The sequence below is a fragment of the Nostoc sp. genome, assembly GCF_036919815.1.
Taxonomy (GTDB): domain Bacteria; phylum Cyanobacteriota; class Cyanobacteriia; order Cyanobacteriales; family Nostocaceae; genus Nostoc.
Map to the genome: position 1 here is coordinate 1 of NZ_JBALCE010000079.1, position 22,078 is coordinate 22,078.

The 22,078-nt window shown below is 40.7% G+C and carries 16 protein-coding genes and 3 pseudogenes; 9 read left to right on the top strand and 10 right to left on the bottom strand.

The features are described 5' to 3' along the window. Nucleotides 1–367: 367 nt before the first annotated feature. Nucleotides 368–715 (bottom strand): annotated as a pseudogene (locus tag V7K15_RS18520) (AAA family ATPase); the annotation flags it as partial. 249 nt (nt 716–964) lie between these two features. Between V7K15_RS18520 and V7K15_RS18525 the strand changes: the two are divergent. Continuing rightward, entirely contained in the window at nt 965–1,603 is a 639-nt protein-coding gene (locus tag V7K15_RS18525; RefSeq protein WP_334907464.1) for a lysophospholipid acyltransferase family protein, read from the top strand. Between the two features lie 431 nt (nt 1,604–2,034). Beyond that, nucleotides 2,035–2,340: a DUF2288 domain-containing protein gene (locus tag V7K15_RS18530; protein WP_334907545.1), complete on the top strand. Its 306-nt coding sequence runs from the start codon at nt 2,035–2,037 to the stop codon at nt 2,338–2,340. A 129-nt stretch (nt 2,341–2,469) separates the two neighbouring features. On the opposite strand, the pseudogene V7K15_RS18535 reads toward V7K15_RS18530, so the two are convergent. Together V7K15_RS18535 and V7K15_RS18540 are read right to left on the bottom strand one after the other, a co-directional pair. Then, nucleotides 2,470–3,642: pseudogene (locus V7K15_RS18535) on the bottom strand (hybrid sensor histidine kinase/response regulator); the annotation flags it as partial. Between the two features lie 523 nt (nt 3,643–4,165). Beyond that, nucleotides 4,166–4,864, bottom strand: coding sequence for a rhomboid family intramembrane serine protease (locus tag V7K15_RS18540; protein ID WP_334907466.1), 699 nt, complete (start codon nt 4,862–4,864; stop codon nt 4,166–4,168). 155 nt (nt 4,865–5,019) lie between these two features. Here V7K15_RS18540 and V7K15_RS18545 point away from each other — a divergent pair, with 155 nt between their 5' ends. Beyond that, nucleotides 5,020–7,161, top strand: coding sequence for a tetratricopeptide repeat protein (locus V7K15_RS18545; RefSeq protein ID WP_334907468.1), 2,142 nt, complete (start codon nt 5,020–5,022; stop codon nt 7,159–7,161). 435 nt (nt 7,162–7,596) lie between these two features. On the opposite strand, the gene V7K15_RS18550 is transcribed toward V7K15_RS18545, so the two are convergent. Continuing rightward, a complete protein-coding gene (locus V7K15_RS18550; RefSeq protein WP_334907470.1) occupies nt 7,597–9,369 on the bottom strand; it encodes a serine/threonine-protein kinase in 1,773 nt (590 codons plus the stop codon). A 551-nt stretch (nt 9,370–9,920) separates the two neighbouring features. Here V7K15_RS18550 and V7K15_RS18555 point away from each other — a divergent pair. Both V7K15_RS18555 and V7K15_RS30035 read left to right on the top strand, forming a co-directional pair. Continuing rightward, nucleotides 9,921–10,415, top strand: a complete 495-nt coding sequence (locus V7K15_RS18555; RefSeq protein WP_334907472.1) for a hypothetical protein — start codon at nt 9,921–9,923, stop codon at nt 10,413–10,415. A 96-nt stretch (nt 10,416–10,511) separates the two neighbouring features. After that, the gene (locus tag V7K15_RS30035; protein WP_442949694.1) at nt 10,512–10,628 is read left to right on the top strand and encodes a PEP-CTERM sorting domain-containing protein; all 117 of its coding nucleotides are present in this window, start codon (nt 10,512–10,514) and stop codon (nt 10,626–10,628) included. A gap of 112 nt (nt 10,629–10,740) precedes the next feature. On the opposite strand, the gene V7K15_RS18560 is transcribed toward V7K15_RS30035, so the two are convergent. Then, entirely contained in the window at nt 10,741–12,300 is a 1,560-nt protein-coding gene (locus V7K15_RS18560; protein ID WP_334907474.1) for a YcjF family protein, read from the bottom strand. 435 nt (nt 12,301–12,735) lie between these two features. Next, nucleotides 12,736–12,912 carry an element excision factor XisI family protein gene (locus V7K15_RS18565; protein WP_334907476.1) on the bottom strand — a complete coding sequence of 59 codons (177 nt, stop codon included), beginning with the start codon at nt 12,910–12,912 and terminating at the stop codon, nt 12,736–12,738. A gap of 151 nt (nt 12,913–13,063) precedes the next feature. On the opposite strand from V7K15_RS18565, the gene V7K15_RS18570 reads away from it, so the two are divergent. The 3 genes from V7K15_RS18570 to V7K15_RS18580 all read left to right on the top strand — a co-directional run bounded on the left by V7K15_RS18570 (nt 13,064) and on the right by V7K15_RS18580 (nt 15,933). Beyond that, nucleotides 13,064–14,197, top strand: coding sequence for a heavy metal-binding domain-containing protein (locus tag V7K15_RS18570; protein ID WP_334907478.1), 1,134 nt, complete (start codon nt 13,064–13,066; stop codon nt 14,195–14,197). A gap of 362 nt (nt 14,198–14,559) precedes the next feature. Further along, a complete protein-coding gene (locus V7K15_RS18575; protein WP_334907480.1) occupies nt 14,560–14,829 on the top strand; it encodes a hypothetical protein in 270 nt (89 codons plus the stop codon). Between the two features lie 198 nt (nt 14,830–15,027). Continuing rightward, nucleotides 15,028–15,933 (top strand): MvdC/MvdD family ATP grasp protein, encoded by a 906-nt coding sequence (locus tag V7K15_RS18580; protein WP_334907482.1) that lies wholly within the window; start codon nt 15,028–15,030, stop codon nt 15,931–15,933. A gap of 214 nt (nt 15,934–16,147) precedes the next feature. Here the strand turns inward: V7K15_RS18580 and V7K15_RS18585 are convergent, their stop codons facing one another. The 3 genes and pseudogenes from V7K15_RS18585 to ahcY form a co-directional block, all read right to left on the bottom strand. Next, nucleotides 16,148–16,540, bottom strand: coding sequence for a hypothetical protein (locus tag V7K15_RS18585; RefSeq protein WP_334907484.1), 393 nt, complete (start codon nt 16,538–16,540; stop codon nt 16,148–16,150). A gap of 77 nt (nt 16,541–16,617) precedes the next feature. Continuing rightward, a pseudogene (locus V7K15_RS18590) lies at nt 16,618–16,821 on the bottom strand (element excision factor XisH family protein); the annotation flags it as partial. A gap of 263 nt (nt 16,822–17,084) precedes the next feature. After that, nucleotides 17,085–18,362, bottom strand: a complete 1,278-nt coding sequence (gene ahcY, locus V7K15_RS18595; protein ID WP_334907486.1) for an adenosylhomocysteinase — start codon at nt 18,360–18,362, stop codon at nt 17,085–17,087. Nucleotides 18,363–18,743: 381 nt separating this feature from the next. Here ahcY and V7K15_RS18600 point away from each other — a divergent pair, with 381 nt between their 5' ends. Next, entirely contained in the window at nt 18,744–20,393 is a 1,650-nt protein-coding gene (locus V7K15_RS18600; protein ID WP_334907488.1) for a mechanosensitive ion channel family protein, read from the top strand. Nucleotides 20,394–20,646: 253 nt separating this feature from the next. Here the strand turns inward: V7K15_RS18600 and V7K15_RS18605 are convergent, their stop codons facing one another. Beyond that, nucleotides 20,647–21,822 carry a DNA double-strand break repair nuclease NurA gene (locus V7K15_RS18605; RefSeq protein ID WP_334907490.1) on the bottom strand — a complete coding sequence of 392 codons (1,176 nt, stop codon included), beginning with the start codon at nt 21,820–21,822 and terminating at the stop codon, nt 20,647–20,649. Nucleotides 21,823–22,078: the final 256 nt, after the last annotated feature.

Genomic DNA, 22,078 nt, shown 5'->3' on the forward strand with positions numbered 1-22,078 from the left:
GTCAGGATGCTTTAAGGCTGACAAGATAATATTTTTAACCTCTAATTCCTTTTGATTTGCGTTCTCTCTTATCGCTTTTAGTCTAAACTCCAGTTGATAGGTAAAGTGATGATAAATTCTGTTCCTTGACTTGGTGTCGACTTGACGTGAATAAAACTTTTTGCAAAATTGTGAAGAGTAGTTGCGGATAGCGGGTTTCTAAATCAACAACTTTGGCTTTTGCCCCCCAACGGGCGTAACAATAATAAGCTTCTGTCATGTAGACTTGAGCGATTTTTTCTTTGCCCCAATCGAGATAGAATTTGGCGGCAAGTTCGTCCGCAAGGGCTTCTTCGTTGAGGAATTGGTTTTCTTTGGCGAGGGCGATGGCGCGATCGTATTGTTCCAAGTCATCCAAAAACATCACTAATGGATGTTCAGCCTGCATAAAGACTTGAGTGAATTTCTGGAATAATAAATTAAATCTATTTTGTGCTGCTGTTCCTGATAGTTCTGGGGCTGGTGGTTGCTCACCAATTATCCTGACTAATTCGGGAATGACTTCAATAATTACCTGTGCATATTGCCCAACAGCTGATACTATATTGCTTTTCCCGGCTTGCAGTTGAGCATCTGATTCTGAGAGCAATTGCCCGATCAAATTGCGAAAGGCTTGGACAAAGGCACTAAAGGGAATATTGCGCTGGAATTGATCATATTTCCCTTTAATAAAATAATGCTAAATCCTGACGATTTTCATATCTAGTATTCCCAGAGGGGTGTAGCAATTCATCATTTAAAAGAATACAAAAAATAAATTCTCCCTAAAAGGATATTTTAAAAGCTAAGGAATGTAGTAAAAAAGCTCACTCAGCGTCAACTCAAATTGTCGAAATTAGTAGCTTGGGTTTCTATAGCTTTTTTGCGTTTGCTCTGGGTGTTGCGATCGCTTATGCTAAATTAAGTCTGATTTTAATTATCTTCTGTGGACAGAAACCGCGAACCGTTTATCAGTCTGGCACTTTACCACGCCTTTAAATGGTCGGTCGTCAGCCCCATGTTTCACGCTTACTTTCGCGGCCAGATTTCTGGTGCGGAAAATGTCCCCCAATCAGGGCCGTTGCTGGTAGTGAGTAATCACGCTAGTTACTTTGACCCGCCAATTGTCTCCATGTGTGTACGTCGTCCAGTGGCGTACATGGCTAAGGAAGAGTTATTTAATATCCCCATTTTGGCGCAAGCGATTAAATTGTACGGTGCTTACCCGGTAAGTCGGGGAAATGCCGATCGCACTGCGATCCGTTCCGCCCTAGAATATCTCAATAACGGTTGGGCTGTCGGTGTTTTCTTGCAAGGCACCCGCACCTCCGATGGTCGAATTACAGACCCCAAAAGAGGCGCATTACTGCTGGCGGCGAAAGCAAAAGCCCCAATATTGCCGGTGAGTCTCTGGGGTACTGAGAGGATTTTAGAAAAAGGCTCGTCCCTACCTCGCGCAGTTCCCATCACTATGAGAATTGGTAACTTGATTGATGCCCCCAGTTCCACTAATAAAGAGGAATTGCAAGCGTTAACCCAAAAATGTACTACGGTAATTAACGAGATGCATGATTTAGGACGATGAAGTTAGAAGAGACGCGATTAATCGCGTCTGTACAGGAGTTAGGAGTTAATAAATAGTAATTAATAAACCTATTGCGAAAATACTTGAACTGCCAGGGACTCAAGTCCCTAGCTAATAGCAAAAGTGCGTTGAAACGGACTGAAACTACTGTAAGTAGTCTGTTTAAACCGAGTTAAGCTATTAGCCCTAAAATAAATTTTCGGGCGGGTGTTCAAATTTTGCAATAGCTCTAAGTAGAGCGGCGTGAATAATTCAAGGTTTGTAGTAAGGACTTTAGTCCTAATTTGTTCGCGTAGCGTCTCGTAGAGAGGGCTGAAGCCCTCACTAGGAATACATCTCAACATTTTTTACATTACTTAATCTACTTTGATTTATTCTCACCTACTTACTTAATGTAAAATAGTTTGTTAGCCAAGAAAAATTGATAAATGATGTCGGATTTAAGAGCGGAATTAACAGAAATTTTGGATGAGGCAGAGTGGGAATGGCTAATTCCTCATGTACAAAGAGATGCAGTAATTTTAGTGGCACCTGAGCTAAACTTGGTGGATGTTGGAGTAGCGATCGCTAGTGATAACATACCATCGGTGCAACAGTGGATTGATGAGCAATTGATTACTAAACCTACGATAGTACAGGTGGGAGAATGGAATGGGGAGCTACGCCAACGCGACAAGCGATTTCATACCCTCATTGTCCAGCCTTACGTTTTGGTGCAGGAAATAGTCGCTACTTAATTATTTTCTGTGTTGTTTTCACTGACGGTTGGTGTTGGAATAGTTACAGATCAATAGCTAAATCTAGAGCTTTTTGTTTACGGATAAGTCTGTTACTGATTCAGCCTAACTGAATGGTATTGGGTGATATTAGCTTGACTTAATCAAATCAACGATCGCTTTCACCAATACATCTGGATCTACGGGTTTAGAAATATGCCTTTGAAATCCTGCTGCTAGTGCTTGCTGCTGATTCATTTCCCCTGCATAGGCTGTCAGAGCGATCGCTGGTACCAATCCTCCTTGTTGAGGCGATCGCGCCCTCACTTCACGCATCAGCATATAACCGTCTGTCTTTGGCATTCCAATATCACTAATTAAAACATCTGGTATCGATTCAGACAGCGCTTGTAATGCTTCCTGTGCTGATGCTACGGGAGTTACTTCTACGCCGTAGTCTTGCAAAATAAAGGTAATCAAGTCGCGGATATCGGGTTCATCGTCCACCACCAAAATTTGAGTGTCTGAAAGCAGCGAAGATTCCGGCTGAGAATCTAAAGACTCGTTCTCTTCACGCCCAATATGTTCACTTCTGACCAAAAGCGGTAACTCAACAGTGAAGGTTGCACCCAATCCTTCTCCAGGACTTTCGGCTTGAACATTTCCCCCATGCATCTCTACAACTTTACGTGCGATCGCTAATCCTAAACCTAATCCACCAAATGTCCGCGTAGTTGTACTATCAGCTTGGCGAAAGTAATCGAACAGATAAGGCAAAAACTCTGGCGGAATTCCCTTACCTGTATCGCTAACCTGAATCTGAGCCTGCTTATCAGCTTCCATGAGTCGAATTTCTACCCGTCCTCCTATTGGTGTAAATTTTACTGCATTGGATAGTAAATTCCACACAACTTGTTGAAGCCGATTTGAGTCGCCCATCACTTGTCCTAAAGTGGGATCAAATATGGTCTGAATTTGAATTGACTTAGCTTGTGCTGCTAGTTGTACGGTTTCTAGTGCTGCTTCAACTACCATTACCAAGTTCACCGGACAGATATTCAGATTTAATTTTCCTTGGAGGATGCGAGACACATCTAACAAATCTTCAATTAGCTGGGTTTGTAACTTGGCGTTGCGTTCAATGGTTTCCAAGGCGCGGTTAGTGGTTTTTTCATCAAACTTGCCAGTCCGCAGCATTTTCGACCACCCCAGGATGGAGTTGAGTGGGGTTCGCAGTTCATGGGAGAGAACCGCCAGAAACTCATTTTTGATTTTGTTGGCGATTTCTGCTTCTTTACGGGCTGTCCGTTCTCGTTCGAGTAAATGAGCGTATTCTTTGGAGTGATTTGGCAGATTCAAGGCTGTGGATGTCCCCTGTTCAAGATGACATAGAATGTCATACTCAACAACTTGAATCTGAGGATTTTGTGCTGCTATTGCCAGTTTTGTTCCTAGTTCTGTTAATTTTTCCTCAAGCGCTGCTTGTCTTTGTTGATAAGATATTTCTGATTGCTCTAACTCAGCTACACGCTGCCGCATAACTACTAATTCATTAGTCAGTTCATCGTTAATTTTATGAATATTTAGCATTTTTTACACCGCTCATAACTCAACAATACCAATTTGAAGAGTAGGCATTCGCTAATTTTATTAAGTATGGATTTTTAAGCTCATAAATGCAATCCATCAAAAGGCACATAAACACTTCAAAATTCAAAATTTAACCTTTTAAAATCTAATTCTAATAACCGTAGTGGTGAACACTGTTACAAGCATATAAATCTATCTTTTCAGCATCGGTAAATAATGACCAGCCGACAAAAATTGCTAAGTACCTGAAGAAAGCTTATCTCTTCAGACGCATGAAACCTGCACCAATTAATAATCCTGCAATCTGCCCCCAGAAGACAACACCCGATTGATTTACACCAAGGGGGGGAATATTTAAACTGCCAATACTATAAAATAATTGTTGTGCAAACCACCAAAATATATAGAAAAAGGCGGGAACTTCGATAGGGATATACAAAATTATTAGGGGCAAAATTGTGTCAATTTTAGCTTGAGGAAACTTCATGACATATGCTCCTAAAATAGCTGCGATCGCGCCATTGCTCCCAATTAATGGTACTGTCAAACTCGGCTCAATCAGAATTTGGACTAAAGAAGCGATCGCGCCAGCAGCTAGATAAAATCCTAGATAGCGCCTATGTCCGAGAAGATTTTCTACAGTCTTCCCAAAAACCCACAAAAATAGCAGATTTCCCAATATCTGACTAAAACTGCCATGTATAAATATTCCCAAAAATAGTGAAATTGTTCGCCAAATTACAATTATCCAAGCAGCATTGTTAAAGAAGAGTGCATTTATAATTGCCCTACTAATCTGCGCTGGAATCACCCCCCAACTATTGACAAAATAGCCCAATCCACCACTAAATTCTAGTTGAAGTTCCCATAAAAATACGGTAACATTAATGCCAATCAGCCAGTAATTAATAATTGGCTTACTCCGACAACGAATATTATCACTAATAGGAATCATACTAATTCATAATTCGTAATTTGTAATTCATAATTAGGAAATACGAGGCAAGGCTTGATATAAGGGGTTTCTTATTTGCTCCCCACTGCCTCATTCTCCCTTAACGTGTGGCAAGATTGAAATCAGATCGCATCGCACTTAAGTAGGCAAACAAGATGCTAGGAAACACACTTGTAGGAAGATACCAAATTATTAGTAACTTGGGAGGTGGGGGTTTTGGTGAAACCTTTGTGGCTTGTGATACCCAATTACCCGGTTCACCTCCATGTGTTGTTAAGAAACTTAAGCTCCAGGCAAGTGATCCAATAACTTTGGAGACAGCTAGGCGTTTATTTGATACAGAAGCACAAGTTCTATATAAATTAGGAACTCACGATCGCATTCCGCAACTTTTAGCTTATTTTGAGGAAAATGCCGAATTCTATCTTGTACAGGAATTGATTGAAGGTCACGACCTGAGTCAAGAATTAACCCCAGGTAAAACCCTAAATCAAGACCAAGTAATTTCACTTTTACAAGAACTTTTGACAATCTTAGAATTTGTCCATCAACAGAATGTAATTCACCGTGATGTTAATCCCCGAAATATCCTCAGACGCCAACCAGATGGCAAATTAATCTTAATTGATTTTGGTGCAGTTAAACAAATTACTACTCAAATTATTACTCCTCAAGGTCAAACTATAGCTACTGTTGCTATAGGTACGCCTGGATATATTCCTGGTGAACAAGCTCATGGTACGCCAAAATTAAGTAGTGATATCTATGCTACGGGAATAATTGCTATTCAAGCTCTGACTGGATTATCACCAGAGGAAATAGTAAAAGATGCTGATACTAATGAAATTATCTGGCATAATCAAGCCACGGTAACGCCAGAATTCGCTCAATTCTTAGATAAGATGGTGTGCTACGACTTTCGACAACGCTACCCTTCGGCAACTGTAGCATTACAAGCACTGAAAGAGTTAACACAACCACCCGCGCAGACAATAGCATTAACTCCTATCTCTCCTATTTCTCTACCCAAAAATATCAACAAACCTCAACCGAAAAAAGGTATATTGAGTAAAATTTTACTAGCGATATTTTTATTTGGGGTCAGCGGAGTAGCATCAATATTTATTCTGAATCACATTAATTCCAATAACGCCATAGAGTTATCCAAACAAGGAAATACGCTTTTTGATTTGCAACGCTATCAAGACGCGCTAGCAGTATATGAAAAAGCAGTTAATATTAGACCAGATTATTCTCAAGGCTGGAATGGTCAAGGCAAAACGCTGGATAAATTAAAAAAATACAAAGAAGCATTAGTGGCATATGACAAAGCAATTCAAATTCAGCCAGATTATTTAGAAGCTTGGATTGGACGGGGTTTTGTATTAGGAAATTTACAGCGATATCGAGAAGCGATCGCCTCTTTTGACAAAGCCTTACAATTAAATAATGATAACTCAGAAGTCTGGAATGCTAAAGGTGAAGCTTTCAGTAATTTAAATCAATATGACCAAGCAATTAAATCTTATGAGAAAGCGATTGAACTCAAACCAGATAATTATGAAGCTTGGTACAAAAAAGGATTAGCTTTGCAGAATTCTAAGCGATATGAAGAAGCGATCACCGCCTACCAAAAAGTTGTTGATTTAAAACCAAACTATGAGCAAGCCTGGTATAATATTGGGAATGCTCTAGTGAATTTACAACGCTACAAAGATGCATTTACGGCTTATGATAAGGCAGTGCAATACCAGCCAAATTATTATCAAGCTTGGTTGTCAAGAGGTAATGTACTGCTGAATTTACAACGTTATCCAGAAGCGATTGAATCTTTTAATGAAGTAATTAAATACAATCCTGGTAACTATAAAGCATGGTATAATTTGGGCTGGTCGTTGCATCAAACACAACGCTATGTAGAAGCAATAAAATCTTATAATAAAGCCGCAAGAATTAAGCCAAATGATTATCAATTATGGTATAATATGGGGAATTCAGAATATATATTACAGAAATACGAAGATGCGATCGCGTCTTATAATAAGGCAGTTCGTTATAAACCAGACCATTCCGAAAGCTGGTATAGCAGAGGTAATGCCCTATTCAATTTGAAACGGTATCAGAGTGCGATCGCATCTTACGATCAAGCAATAAAATACAAGCCTAATTATCAACAAGCAATAGAGGCGCGTAACCAAGCCAAAATTCAGCTGCAAGGCGAAAAATCAAAGCCTGTAATCATCGTACCAATCATCCCAGTTCCTAATCCTATTAATCCACCGCAGACGATACCCTAGAGCATCGATTCAGTAATCAAAAACCTAACCCCCCAGCCCCCTTTCCTACTAGGGAAGGAGGAGAATTTAAAGCCTCTCTCCTTGCAGAATAGAGGTTTCGAGAGCGGTTTTCTAGATCCGGTGAAAAGTCAGACCTTTAACAAGGGGCTTAATCAATTGTCTAGTTAATTGATAAGCTAAACCATCAGGACTTACGCAAACAATAGCTGAAATCCTGATTTTTAGGTAGGGGCAATTCATGTAGCTTTAGTTTCCCGCAGGGTATTGCCCCTACGCGTGTAGTTTTGCGTAAGTCCTAACCATATCTAGTTTGCATATCTAAAATTTATATAACTCTTGTGGGGTGGGGCGAAAAGCCCACCCTAATGAGAGTAGGGGCACAATATATTGTGCCCCGACAATGATTGTATTCCACGCATTTAAAAATTGCTGTAACTACCGAATATTAACTTCTTGCAGGTAATTTGCTCCCTGAAGATATTCAACCTTAGTGACTGAGTTTTTAGGAACGAATAAATTTGTTCTTTTTGCAAAAGCTACCTTTTGATTATCAGCCAGCACCCGTTGTTTTTGAGTATACTCATTTAATTTGACTTGAGCTTGAGCATAAACTAGAGTATCTTGGGGAATATTTCGGAGAAGTTTGACAGCCCGATCAAAATCACCAATAGATGCTTGTTTATATGCTTTCTGTAAAAAGTAGGCTGCTCTGATCTGCCGTTTTCGATTGTATTCAGCCAACTTTTCTTGAACTAAAGTACCAGCATGACTTTCTTGAGGAATTTGACGCAGATATTGTAATGCAGTAGAAAAATCTTTTTCCCCGGCTCTTTCGTAAGCTTTTGCTAATAAATCTTGCGTTTGTGTTTCAATGTTAACGTATGCTTGCTGAACTAATTTACCTGTTTTAGATTGCCAATATAAAATATCTGGAACTTGAGAAGCAACATAAAGAACATCTGACGATCTGCCTTCATTCAAAGCTGTTTCAGCTATTTGATATTGGTGTGCAGCTACTTGCCATTGCTCTTGCCATTCTTCAATTGTCGCTTGCGCTTCTGGATAAACATTACTGTGAGAGGGAATTGATTTAGCAAGTGCGATCGCCTCTGGCAAATCTCCTGCTTGATATTCTTGGGTTGCTTTAGATAAAGTATCTGTTTCTGAGTATGCAGGTGAAGCATTAATTAAAGAATATACACTAAATCCCATCACCAAAGAATTAGCTGCCAGTCCTACTTTCATTCCTGTTAATAATGGTGATAATTTCCCAGATGTCAGATTTTGAGAATTATCATCTTCAATCGCCGCCTCTAGCAAAAATTGAGAATCTGCTTCTAATAGTGGTGGCTGAGTTTCCCAGATTATTTGTTTGAGTACCCGCAATACCTCACCCGCAGACTGAAAGCGGTTTTGATAATCGTAGCGGATCATTTGGCTGAGAATAGCAGCTAGATAATCGTTAACTGGCGTGTTTTGAGAACGCCAAAAAATTTCATTATCCTTAGCATAAGGATCAGCTTTTAATTGTAATGGTTCTAACCCTGTTAAAGCCTGAATGGCAATCATACCCAAAGCATAAATATCACTATTGGGCTGTGTTTGTCCAATAAATTGCTCTGGCGGTATATATCCTAATGAAGTGGCAGGAATTCTATAAATGGGCAATTCCGCACCTATACCAAAATTGATCGACTGGATTGAGCCAAAGTCAATCAGAATTAACTTCCCATCGCTATTACGTCTGATCAAGTTTTCCGGTTTGATATCGCAATGGATAACGCCTTGAGAGTGAACAAATTCTAGAATACCTAAGACATCTATCAAAAATTCTACAACTTCGCTTTCACTCCACAGACACCCCCACTGTTGATTAATGGGCAATTCCGCAGTCAGCGCATGTCCTTCAATATACTCTTGCACTAAATAAAATTGCTCGTTTTCTTCAAAGCAGGCGATGAATTCAGGAATTTGGTGATGGCTTCCCAGAAGCTTCAGGGTTTGGGTTTCAGTTAGAAACAGTAACCTCAGCATCTCCAAGTAGCCGGGTTCGCAACTGCTAACTTTAATCTGCTTAACAACGCATTGGGGATTCTCTGGATAATCTACGTCTACAGCAATATATGTTTGTCCAAACACCCCTGCACCAAGGCTTTGGACAATTTGGTAACGCCCTTGTAGTAATTTACCGATTATGTGGTGGGTCATGACCTGGTTACTCAGTAAGTCCTTTTATCTAGATTTACTGAGATTTCGACGTGTTTCCGGAATCATTGAAAAATAGATTTCCAGAACATTAATACTAAAATACAAACTTGATTTATTTCAGTACTTCTACTTAAAAAAGAGTAGGATAATTTATCAAAGTTTATGAAAGTTCTTAAATATTAATATAAAGATATATTTCTATATAATTAATAAAAAATCTCAAACTTAAAAGCTATTTCTTATCTTTTTGTAAAAGATCACACGTAATTTAAAGGGACAAATGGAGAAGTTATAAAAATTATGTAAACTTTATATAAAGTTTACATAATTTTTACTTACGATATTATTTCTCGTACTATCATGCTATTAACAATTTTGTTTGATTTAATACATAAGTTACAGTGCTAATAAAATCCTAGTTCAATATTAAATTTTTCACTACGCTTAGTTACTCTGATTGTGGAGCAACTGTGTAGCTTGAAAATTAGTGATTGCATAAGAAAAATTTTTGTGAATTTCACCTAAACAGGTTCAAATTTAAGGGATATTCCATGAAAAACTGTTACAAACTGGCAATTACGGCTGCTATTGTTGGATTCGGATTAGGAACACTGAATGTAGCACAAGCAGCAACTCTTAGTTTGAGTAGTTCAAATCAAGGTTTGTGGAGTACGGTGAGTGGTAACCAGACGGAGAACGACAACTATTTTACTGGAAGATTGGGCACGGATCTTTATCATAACTTTTTTACATTCGATCTTAGCGCTCTAGCTGAAGTCTCCACAGCAACTTTGCAAATTCAACGATTTGAGGGTTCAGGAGATCGAACAAATACTTTAGGTTTTTTTGATGTTTCAACATCTGCTGATGTACTTAGTCAAAAAGAGAATAATCCTAATGTCAATATTTATAATGATTTGGGAAGTGGTAAAAATTACGGTACTTTTAACGTTAGTACCTTTGGCAATCGAGACGAAATCCTAAGTTTTATTCTCAACTCAAATGCTATTGCAGATATTAACGCTAGGAGTGGAAAATTTTTCTAAATTGGAGGTGCACTTCTGGGTGATCTTAAAATTGGAGACCCGTATCTACCGTATCCATTTCTGTTTGGAGGTAGTTCTGGTTCGTCTGCGACACTTGTGGTTAATGCGGATCTAGCCACTGTTCCAGAACCTAGCACTCTTAGCGGGGTAGTGCTTGCTGGGATTACGGGTTTGTGGCTAAAGCGTAAAATAAAAGCGTTCCAAGCTGTATAGGCTAATTTACTTTGATACTTATCCAACAAAGTATTTTTTCCTAGAAATATTTCAATGCTCTTGCTTTTTTGCAAGAGCATTTTTGATGCTAATTTGTAAAAAAAGTTTATATTTATTGAGAATCTTCTCTACTTTCTTGTTCCTCGATCGCTTCAACTTTATCTGTCAACGGCTTCACTACCCGCGCGATCGCTTCTTGAATAAAAGCCTTGATAAATTCATCTCTGCGATTAATTTGAAACTGTCGCTGTACAACTTCCGTCATCCCACCATCACCCCAATCTTGATCATGACGAAAATATTCAATAAAACTTTTACCAGCAATTCGCGTTAAATAAGCTGCTGTCACGCCTTGAATTGCTCTACCAATAATAAAAGTAGCAACATTGAGTTGCAAAGCTGTAGATAATAATTGAATTGCTCCTTTAACAATGCCCAAACTGGCGATGGTTTTCGCTAAAGAAAGGGCTAACTCTCGTCCCCGTTCCATATTCAATTCACAGCCGTAGACTCTGCCAATTTCCACAACCATTTGAGCATTTACAGCAGCTGTCGCCAATAAATCTACAACTGGTATAGGCGTAACTGATACGACACCAGCACCAATCCACTGAAACCGTTCTACGATTTTGTCAGCTTGACGGCGACGCTGGCCATCGATGAGTTTTCGCGCCTCGTCTCCCAAGCGCAGAGATTGCAAAAGAATGTTATCCGCCACCAAATCTTCGCCCTCAGCCCGTAAAACAGTAGCCGTGCGCCGCAGCAAAGGGATAATATCCGGTTCTGGCTGGAAAGTTTCGCCAGTTTCGAGTTGTGCAGATTGGGGATTAGCAGCGATCGCCACTACATCATTAGTAGCAATAAATCCCCGTACCCGTTGACGCAATCTCGCAAGGATGGCTTCTTTATCTTCATCTGTATATAAATCAGTTTTATTAAGCACCAAAAGCGATCGCTTACCAATTTCTGCTAATCCTCGCAGTGGCTCATATTCTGAGCGCCGTAAGTCATTATCCACCACAAACAACAGTAAATCTGCTTCTGTCGCCAGTTCTCGCGCCATTTGTTCCCGTTCCGTTCCCGCCACCCCTGCTTCTAAAATCCCTGGCGTATCTGTAATTAAAATTTTGCGTTCTAATCCCTTCAACCGCAGATAATAAGTTTCTCCAACTTGGGTTGTACCCATCGGTGCATCCACTTGACCAACCATGCGTCCCATAATCGCATTAACTAGGGAAGTTTTGCCAGCACTCCCGGTACCAAATACCACTACTTGAATTTCACCCCGCGCTAGATTTGCTTCAATCTCCCGCGATTTACTTAATAAAGCCTGACGTGCTACTTCATCTTGAATTTGCCCTACCTGTTGGCGCACAGCCAACAGAGTTGTAGAAGCAGCGTCAGATTTGCCAGCCGGAATTTGTGCCGCAGTCACTCGCTTCGGGTTGCGGCGCGATCGCTTTTCCCCAGATCGAATCACTAATACATAATAGACAAAAGCGGCAACCAAGGCTCCGATGAGGATAATCAGCAGCAACAGCAGTAAATTGCCCAGCAACGGCGAATAGGACAATTGCCAATAGAGGCGCGATAGGGAATCAATTAGCCATAGGGCTAGCCCCAAAATGACGATCAGACCAACAATCAGCGTTACTATGCGTGACAGAGGCATGGTTGGGAAAAATTAGTGGGTATTCAGTAGGCAGATGCTTCTAATCTTAATAGTTTCAGTATTTTTTACCAGAGTGCTAGGAAGGTGCTTTTGAGCTTCTGAGGTTGAAACTTAAGCCTTTTAGTCCATCATAATTGGAATACTGAGTCGGAGCGATCGCTTTTTAGATAAAAATCAAGTAAGTGAATCAGATAGATTATTGTTGCGATCGTTGAGAGTGAGTGCTGATTATTTAATGCTGAAAAAAACCTCTTGCATGATAATAATACTTTCACCTGCGGCTATTTGGTAAAGATAGCTAATTAGGTTTTGCTGGATCTCATCAATTGTTACGGTTAACATGAGATATGTATGTATATTTCTAGTATATCAAGTTGAGACTTTTAAGCTATAGCAACTACTATTCCAGATTTAGCAGCAGCTTTTAAGCTTAATTTAAGAAACTGCAAATTCAGTATACTGTCTGATATCGGCTGGTTGGAAGGCGAGAACAATTTGATTTTTAGGAATACCAGCGTTCACAAATTCGTTGGACATACCGTATTCTGTACTATCTCTTTGAATCCAGATTTTGTTGTTGATAATATCAATATGAACTAAGCAACCATGCACCCGTTGATTATTTTCCCAGCAAGGGTGTTAGTAGTAGGTAATGGTTGTCTAGTTAGAAGCCCGAATATAAGTAATGATTTATAACTAATGACTAACTCCTGATTTGGAAGGAGATTATCATATACTCATATTTGTTAGTGGAGTGAAAGACATGGTTGCAATCAGCGGATTGTCTGGCAATGAAATCTTCTGTCTTCGACAACAGGGTATGTATCCGGGAGATTTAGTCATTGGCAACAGTGTCTTTTCACTGGGAATAATTGGGGGAATTGCATCAGGATTGAAAACAATTGTCGGTGGAGAAGTCAGCGAAGTCACCAGCATCATTCATGAAGGAAGGCAAAAAGCTTATGCCCGGATGTTGGCGGAAGCAGAAAAGCATGGCGGAATTGGAATTACAGGCGTTAACAATGAATTAGTCCAACAAGTTGGTAATGTCGAATTCCTCTCAATTGGCTCCTGTGTACACCAAAATCAGGAAAAAGCCGAGAAATTAGAATTTTCTACCTCAGCCGACGGACAGGAACTTTACTGCCAAATTGATGCCGGATTTGCACCGAAAAAGTTCGTCTTTGGCAATGTTGCCTACTCCATTGGATTAGGTGGCGGAATACTCGGCTCACTCAAAAGTTTAAAACGTGGAGAAATTAAAGAATTCTCCACTATCTTCAACCAAACCCGTCACTTAGCCTTAAAGCGAATTCAGTCTGAAGCCCAGAATGCTGGTGCTAATGCTGTGGTTGGAATTCAGACATCGATTATTCCCTTCGCTGCAATGCAAGAGATGGTGATGATCGGTACTGCTTCCTATCATCCCGCCCTGACCTCTGGTTTTAGTCAAAGTCCCATTACTAGCGATTTAACTAATCAAGAAATGTGGAGCCTGATCAACCTGGGTTATATGCCCTTAAAGTTGGTTTTGGGTGTTTCCGTATATTCTCTTGGTTTTGTTGGCGGAATTACATCAGCATTCAAGTCATTTGTGCGTGGTGAAATTAATGAATTGACTACATTAATTTATGAAGCACGGGAACAAGCTATTGCCCACATTGCCACAGACGCTGCTAATAGTGGCGCTGACCAAGTAGTTGGGATTAAAACTTATGTTTATCAGTTAGGTAGTGGGATTATCGAGTTCATGGCGATTGGCACTGCGATCAAAAAGCTGCCAGGAGTTACCACCAACTCGACTAATTTAATACCCCAAGCAATTATTTCAGATCGAGACACCTTTATAAACACCGCCGAAGGTACTACACTGACCAAATTAAATCAAACCTCATAAACATAAGTTATAAATTTGCTGGAACGATAAGCGTATTGCAACTAGCGCGATGCCGAAGGCGGCAAGCTACGCACTTCTTACCCCTCCCATAATCCCCTACAGCAAATTTCGTGAAATATCACTACAGCCACCTAGAATCGCAAAATTAATCCCACCTATAAGCTAAATGGGGTATGGGGAAGTGCGATCGCTCATCTCGTCGGGTCATTCCTCAAAATCGGATTCCTCCCTTTATAAAGTTATATAACTTTTTGCATTATTTATAACTAATAAGTTGACTGCTATTATACGAACTGTTTGTGGCTGCTTACAAGGTAGCCATAAAAAATCAATTACTTCCGACTGTCTACTTAAACGGAATTATGAAACATCCATTTGATCTAAAAATTTCTGAACTCGAATCTGTTGATTTAAAGATTACAGCGTTAAGCGATGACGAAGCTAATCAAGTTTGTGGTGGTTTGGCAACTCTTACCAAAGCTGTAGGTGAAGAAGGTGGTAGGTTTACTACCCTAGCTCTGGGCGAAGAAGGTGGTAGGTTTACTACCCTAGCTCTGGGCGAGGAAGGTGGTAGGTTTACTACCCTAGCTCTGGGTGAGGAAGGTGGTGGGCACTTATGTAGCTCTAGGTGAAGAAGGTGGTCGCTCTTAACCCAAAAATTTTTGGGTTAAAACCTTGAATAACTGCCTTAAATCTAGCTGATGACAGCATAATATCTGGAATGCTGTCTTCCATATATTATGCTGCACTTTTATTGCAATACCTTTGCCAATTTGGTGGCGAAGTATTGTTATTGAGGAATTATTTTTCTAAAAAATTACTATTTTGAGATGAACATTTTAATTTTAGGTAATTCTCAAGATGCTCATGCATTAGCTATGCAGCAAGCTCTTACTAAGGCAGGAGCAACAGCAGATTATTTCGATACTTATTCTTTCCCAACTCAATTAAAAATATCTTGGGAGCCAAAAACACAAATAGGAAGTTTAATATTACCTCAAGGAGTTAAGTTAGAAATTGGAGAAATACATAGTGTTTTCTGGCGAAGTTTTTGTGGTGTTTATGTGCCGTTTTTAAACAATTCTCACCAGCAGGACATTGCGATCAATGATTCAATGAGTACTCTGCGCTCTTTCATGCAGGCTTGTCGGGGGCGTTGGGTAAATTCCTGGCAAGCGTACCAGCTTCATAAAGAAAAACCTCTACAACTAAGTATGGTGAACAATATAGGGGTTTCAATTCCCCAGACTCTTGTCAGTAATGATCCAGAACAAATTATTCACTTTACTGACTCTTTAGATAAAGCTATCTTTAAGCCTGTCTATGGAGGCACATATACTAAATTAGTAACAGCAGAGCATCTAGACCCAAAAAGATTGAGTTTAGCACTACGAATTTCTCCGGTTAAGATACAGGAATATATTCCTGGTACTAATATTCGTAGCTATGTAATTGGTGAGTCAATTTATGCTGCTGAGATTCGCACTAGTCAGTTAGATTTTCGCCTAGACGAAAAAACTGAATTGATTCCATTAGAACTACCTTCTTCGATTCAAAAGCAATGTTTAGACATTGCGAAAGTATTGATGTTGGAGTGGACAGCCATTGACTGGCGTCTAAAACCTAGCGGCGAATATGTTTTCCTCGAAGCAAACCCCAGTCCAATGTTTTTGCATTTTGAGGAAAAAACAGGTTTTCCTATTACTCAACAGTTAGTTAGGCTATTGATGCAGTAGCTCTGGTAAAATGCTTAATGAGCCAAGCGCTATGAATTGGCTGCTGAGTTATTCTATAGCGTTGGGTCAACAACTGGCGATTCGTGGCTGTTTTGTTCTGTTGATATCTCATTTAAACCGCAAAACACAGACAAGTTATGCCAAATTGCCAGAACCTTTTTGGGTCTATTAGTTAATTAACTCGTAATGGCAGAAAATTAGGAAACATTAGTATTCACTCCAAACTAATTTTCCACAACCCGTCTAGTAGATTGGATTGTTGGAATTGACTATCACTGCTGCCAAGCCAATTATTGTCATAGACCAACCCAACACTGAACGTGCTATTTACAGGATATTGCCCTAGTTTTCCAAAACCTTCAATATTCTTTGAGTCAGTAATTACCTGCTGGTTCAAGGTTATGGTTGTTTGGTTGCCGTCGTCAAAGTAAATTGTGGCTCGTCTGTTGTGAAAGCGTACGTGAACTTTGTAGACACCACCAGTTGCATAGTAATAAGCTCTAGCAGGCAGCTTTTGACCATCAATATTTTGTCCTTTCAACTCAACTGCCATAGCAGGCGTGCAAAGCTGCAACAGGACTGGCAAGACTAAACCTAAAAGTTTCATTGGTAGTAACAAACACTTCAATCAAACTACTTTCTACTTTAAAAGATAAAACTAATTTGTGGGTTATTAGCGATCGCTATTTCTGATTTACCTAGAAAAGATTTGACCTCGACTGCTATTTTTTGCCCATCCTTTTCTGCTGCTAAAAGTCTTTCTGCTCCTAAATCAATACGAAATTCGATACCATCTACTGTAATAGATAAAGGATCATGAGTAATAAACCAATTATCCTTTTCTAAAGCTAAACGAACTGCATTGTGAAAGATATCTTTCGCTGACATGGAAATTTAAAATAATATTTTATATCCTATCATACCTAATTTTTTCAGTAATAGACCTCTTGCAAAAGTCCCAAACACCCCAGCCTAAATCCCCTCCTCACTTGCGGGGAGGGGAGACAAAGCGTAGCTTTGGCGGGGTGGGGTTCTTAATTTTTGATTTATGCAAGAAGTCTAATGTATTCCTCCCTTTGCTCCTTTGCACTAAATACAAAAAAAGGGATAAGTCCAAAAGCCTATCCCCTAAAAAATCAATTAATCAATCATCAAGTTCCAGTAGTCCAGGAATTGATGTACTCAATTTGATCTGGTGTTAGGCTATCAATCTTAATTCCAATAGCTTCCAACTTCAAACGAGCAATTTCTTGATCCACATCAATAGGAATTGAGTGCAAACCAGGTGCTAACTTACCTTTATTCTTCACTAGGTATTCAACAGCTAAAGCTTGGTTAGCAAAGCTCATATCCATAACCGCGCTGGGATGTCCTTCAGCCGCAGCTAGGTTAATCAAACGTCCTTGTCCGAGAACGACAACTGATTTACCAGTTGTCAACTTATACTCTTCAGTGAAAGGACGGACTTCCTTGATTTCCTTAGCTTGAGAAGCCAAGTATTTCAAGTCAAGTTCAATATCAAAGTGACCGGAGTTACAAACGATCGCACCGTCTTTCATGGTATCAAAATGCTCGGCGCGAATTACGTGCTTGTTACCGGTAACTGTGATAAACAAATCACCAACTTTAGCAGCTTCTGCCATTGGCAGGACGCGGAAACCATCCATTACGGCTTCAATTGCCTTGATGGGGTCAATTTCGGTAACAATCACATTACCACCCATGCCACGGGCGCGGAGGGCTGTACCTTTACCACACCAGCCGTAACCAACTACGACAATGTTTTTACCAGCCAGCAGAATATTTGTGGCGCGGATAATGCCGTCTAGGGTCGATTGCCCAGTACCATAGCGGTTATCAAAGAAGTGCTTGGTATCAGCATCGTTGACGTTGACTGCGGGGAAGGTGAGAACGCCATCTTTGAACATGGCGCGGAGGCGCACAATTCCGGTTGTGGTTTCTTCAGTGGTGCCAATCAAATCGGCGATTTGGTGTTGGCGCTCTTGGATTAATGTCGCAACCACATCACTACCGTCATCAATGATGATGTTGGGGCGGTGATCTAGGGCGATTTGAACGTGGCGGCTGTAAGTTTCGTTATCTTCGCCTTTTTGAGCAAAGACGGGAATTTCATGATCGAGGACGAGGCTAGCGGCTACGTCATCTTGAGTTGATAAGGGATTACTAGCAATTAAAAGCGCGTCTGCACCACCGGCTTTCAGAGCGATCGCCAAATGTGCTGTTTCTGTTGTAATGTGGGCGCAAGCTACAAGGCGTAAGCCAGCGAAGGGTTTTTCTATGGCGAAGCGATCGCGGATTTGCCGCAAAACTGGCATTTCGCGTCCAGCCCATTCAATACGCTGTCTTCCCAAGGCAGCTAGGCCGAGGTCTTTAACCTCGTGCTTTAATCGGGGAGAAGTTGCGGTCATCAAAAGTTTCCTCAAAAAATTAAAAAGGCTACGTAAAATTTACGCACTCTACTAGGTTATTCTACTACTGGCGATTTTTGCTGGAAAGAAAGCAAATTACTAGTCAAGAGTCCTCAAAACTAGCTTGACGTTTGATTAGCCTAATGTCAACTTCATCTCCAGCTTCTTCCTTTTTGTTTTATCTTTGGTAAGAGTAAGACTTTTATCAGCACTAATCGTTGATTTAAACTTTTTTGTCATCTGTCTAAAGATAGATAAATAGCAAAAAAACATCATCTAAAGGGAAAACCGCAACTTCAGATAAGTACATTTACTAAAATTAATTGCGGAGGATAGTTATACAAGTAGTCAATAGTAAATTTTACTCAAGGAGGTGTTTGAGTGCGCTTTCAATTTTTGGCGATCGCTACTTCAATGGCCATAGCCGTTGTATCTGTGCCAAAAGCCACAGCCCAGATTCCTTTTTTACCGCAACTGCAAGCTCCCAGCAATGTGAGTACTGATTCAAATGATCGAGTTGTTTCGGGCTGGATTTATTTAGATGGTCGGGGGTTATTTCAGATAGCGGCATCAAAAACCAACTTTCCTGAGCGTTCAGAAGACATTCAAAAGAAGTTGAAGAAAATTAGCCAAAATTACTTTCAATCACCAGCGAAAACAGCAGTCAAGGTAGAAGTTCGCAAAGTAAACGAACTACCAGTAATTTATGTTAACGGTCAATATCTGATGACCATCACTTCCGAGGATGCCAGACTGCGACAGGTAGATATGTCAACATCGGCAGATCAAATCACCCAAAAGTTAGAAGAAGATTTGCAAGAAGCAAAGCAGGAAAGACAAACTCAATTTTTAATCGACCAAGGTAAAATTGCTGCGGGCATCGGACTGGCAATGATTGTCATGAGTTGGGGCGTATATAGCTGGCAGCGACGTTCCAAAAAGGATTTAGTATACCCTATTGCCTCCCAACCCCCCAGAGGGTTCCTAAACTCCCCAACTTCCCCAACAGATCAACCAATTACAACCCAACTGAATAAACAGCAAAAGCAGCATCTCCAAGAAGTCAAAAGACGATTGTTTCAACTAACTCAAGCCGGAATTTGGGGGAGTGGAAGCTTCTTTATTTTGGGTCTATTTCCCTATACACGAGGGTTTCAGGTAGGAATTCTCACCGCCGCCCAATTTCCCTTGCGATTAGGTGTCGTATTCCTGGGAACCTATGTAGCGATTCGTTTGACCTACGCCCTAATTGAACGCTTCACCAGCACTCTGATCATCAGTCGTGCTTTCCTAACCCCAGAAAGTTCTGAACGTCTGCAACTGCGAGTTTCCACATTTTCTGGTGTAACTAAAAGTATTGCTACTATTATCTGCGTGGTAGTTGGGATCTTACTAGCGCTGATATCATTGGGGATAGATATCGTTCCCTTGCTAGCGGGTGCCAGTTTAGTTGGTGTTGCAGTGTCTCTGGCCTCGCAAAACTTAATTAAAGATGCGATTAACGGTTTTTTGATCATTCTAGAAGACCAGTACGCTTTAGGCGATGTCATTACTGTCGGAGACGTGGGAGGTTTAGTAGAAAATCTGAATCTGCGGATGACCCAAGTCCGGGATTCGGAAGGGCGTTTGATCACGATTCCCAATGGTGAAATTAAAGTTGTTGCCAATCTTTCTAGTCGTTGGTCACGAGCGGATTTAACAATCCCGATCGCTTACCAAGCCGATACAGAAGACGCTTTAAAATTGATTGAAACTGTTGCCCAGAAGATGAATCAAGAAATGCAATGGCAGCGTCATATTTTGGAACCGCCACAAGTTTTGGGAATAGATCAATTTGGCGATCGCGGTTTGATGATTCGCGTCTGGATTAAAACACAGCCTCTCAAACAATGGGATGTAGCACGAGAGCTTCGCCGCCGCCTGAAACTTGCCCTAGACGAAGCTGGAATTTCCATTTCTGTGCCTCAACAAGCAATTTGGGTCAATGAGGATCAGTTGGTAAATTTTCACGGGAATGGCAAAGCTAATTAGAAATGCGAATTAGCCTTTGAACTCCCCTCTCCTTTGCTTCTTACAGCTATTTTCAGGTAAATAGACAAAGCAGGGTAGGGCTAGAGAAAAAGCTCATGTGTGTCAACTTAACTTCTAAGTTAGCAGGACTTACGCTAAAATCCCCTTCGTTTCGGCTTCCTAGCTTCTGGCTTATTCAAACAACAAATATTTACGCCGACCTGCTTAATGTTATTTTATGGGTTCTCCTTATGTAAGCAATTTATTCCCTGATTTAAGCAATACTCCCGCGCTTTCTGGCTTCTTTGTAGGAGGTTCCCACATTTTTCAGGCCAGCTTTAATCATTTGTTGTTCGAGGAGGGCAAAAAAACGCGCTCTATCGCCACCTTTTACTACTGCTTGATTATGCGCTTCGGCGATCGCTACAGGGTAGCCATATCCTTTTTGCACTTGTGCTAGCATTAGTCCCAATGCTTGGTCTAACATGGTTGGATTCTCTGCTACCCATGCCGGAACTTCGATTCGGGCGATTTCAGTACCAACGTGGACGTAGCAAAAGTAAATTGTTTGATCACCGTAGAGTTCGAGAATAGGGGAATTACTGCGCCACAGGGCACTGCGTTGTCCTGGTTTTAGTCGGGTTGCCCAAACAGAAGTATCTCGCAACTGTTCAAAAATTTTACAAGGTACTTTTTCTAGCTGATTTGGGCAATGACTTTTACAGTCTGGCGCTGGATGGGGACAAGCTAACAACCGTAAAAAGTTCATTGTTTCGATGCTGCGAGAGGCGCTGAGATAGCCCATCAGGGGAATTTGAGCATCACGCATCTGCTGCCAAGCTTCGAGGATGGGAGGTAAAATGCGATCGCGTGCATCCATCGGCAACTGTTCTAAAAACCAGTAAATTAACGAACCATCTACCATCGCTAGTGCTGGCGTTTCCCCTTTCGCTGCACATGCAAGTTCTGCCAACACCGTTGTTTCTGATGCAGTGCGGCGAAAACTCATCCATTCCTCAGTTTTAATTCCCCACTGCCGAGATATATATAAATCTTCTGGGCGATAAAATACTTCTGGCAAACTATCGAGTAGCGGATGGCGATTTTGTCCGTAGTGCAAGACGACTCTGCCGATATTCAGGAGATAACAGTAAGCAATTTCATGATGGTTGGGGGCAATTTGGGAACCATCAGTAGCGATGACAGTATGAATTTTTGGGGGAACTGGGATATCAATGCAGGTTTCTAGTGGTTCAATTGGGGTAGCATTAGCAAAGGAAATGCGATCGCGCCATTTTTCCTGGCGATCGATTAAATCTTGTTGACACTCGTAAGCATTTTTGAGATGTTGTTGCGCTAATTCTAAACGTTGGCGACTGGCAACAGCTTCTAAAGTAAGATGCTGACTTAAACCCTGCATTTGTCGCGCCAGTTTTGTCAGGTCAAGCATAAAGGTAAGTGAAGAGTTATGAGTTATGAGTTATTATTTCACTGAAATGGAAGCACGGAAGCTCTAATTTGTAATCCTTGTTATTTACGTACATCTTTTAAATATTCTGCTTCGTTGATTTCAGTCCATTTGAGTGCACTTCGGCTATTAGCCCGGAACTTAAGTTCCGGGCGGGATATGGGGAAAGACAACAATTCCATTGTTACAAACATCTGGGCAATGGCAAGCCCTTTTAACGTGAATGCATCAAGAGATT

Excerpts from the sequence above, each read along its gene's own strand:
- V7K15_RS18530 (WP_334907545.1), top strand. The coding sequence starts at position 2,035 with ATGTCGGATTTAAGAGCGGAATTAACAGAAATTTTGGATGAGGCAGAG.
- V7K15_RS18540 (WP_334907466.1), bottom strand. The coding sequence starts at position 4,864 with ATGATTCCTATTAGTGATAATATTCGTTGTCGGAGTAAGCCAATTATT.
- V7K15_RS18545 (WP_334907468.1), top strand. The coding sequence starts at position 5,020 with ATGCTAGGAAACACACTTGTAGGAAGATACCAAATTATTAGTAACTTG.
- V7K15_RS18550 (WP_334907470.1), bottom strand. The coding sequence starts at position 9,369 with ATGACCCACCACATAATCGGTAAATTACTACAAGGGCGTTACCAAATT.
- V7K15_RS18555 (WP_334907472.1), top strand. The coding sequence starts at position 9,921 with ATGAAAAACTGTTACAAACTGGCAATTACGGCTGCTATTGTTGGATTC.
- V7K15_RS18560 (WP_334907474.1), bottom strand. The coding sequence starts at position 12,300 with ATGCCTCTGTCACGCATAGTAACGCTGATTGTTGGTCTGATCGTCATT.
- V7K15_RS18570 (WP_334907478.1), top strand. The coding sequence starts at position 13,064 with ATGGTTGCAATCAGCGGATTGTCTGGCAATGAAATCTTCTGTCTTCGA.
- V7K15_RS18575 (WP_334907480.1), top strand. The coding sequence starts at position 14,560 with ATGAAACATCCATTTGATCTAAAAATTTCTGAACTCGAATCTGTTGAT.
- V7K15_RS18580 (WP_334907482.1), top strand. The coding sequence starts at position 15,028 with ATGAACATTTTAATTTTAGGTAATTCTCAAGATGCTCATGCATTAGCT.
- V7K15_RS18585 (WP_334907484.1), bottom strand. The coding sequence starts at position 16,540 with ATGAAACTTTTAGGTTTAGTCTTGCCAGTCCTGTTGCAGCTTTGCACG.
- ahcY (WP_334907486.1), bottom strand. The coding sequence starts at position 18,362 with ATGACCGCAACTTCTCCCCGATTAAAGCACGAGGTTAAAGACCTCGGC.
- V7K15_RS18605 (WP_334907490.1), bottom strand. The coding sequence starts at position 21,822 with ATGCTTGACCTGACAAAACTGGCGCGACAAATGCAGGGTTTAAGTCAG.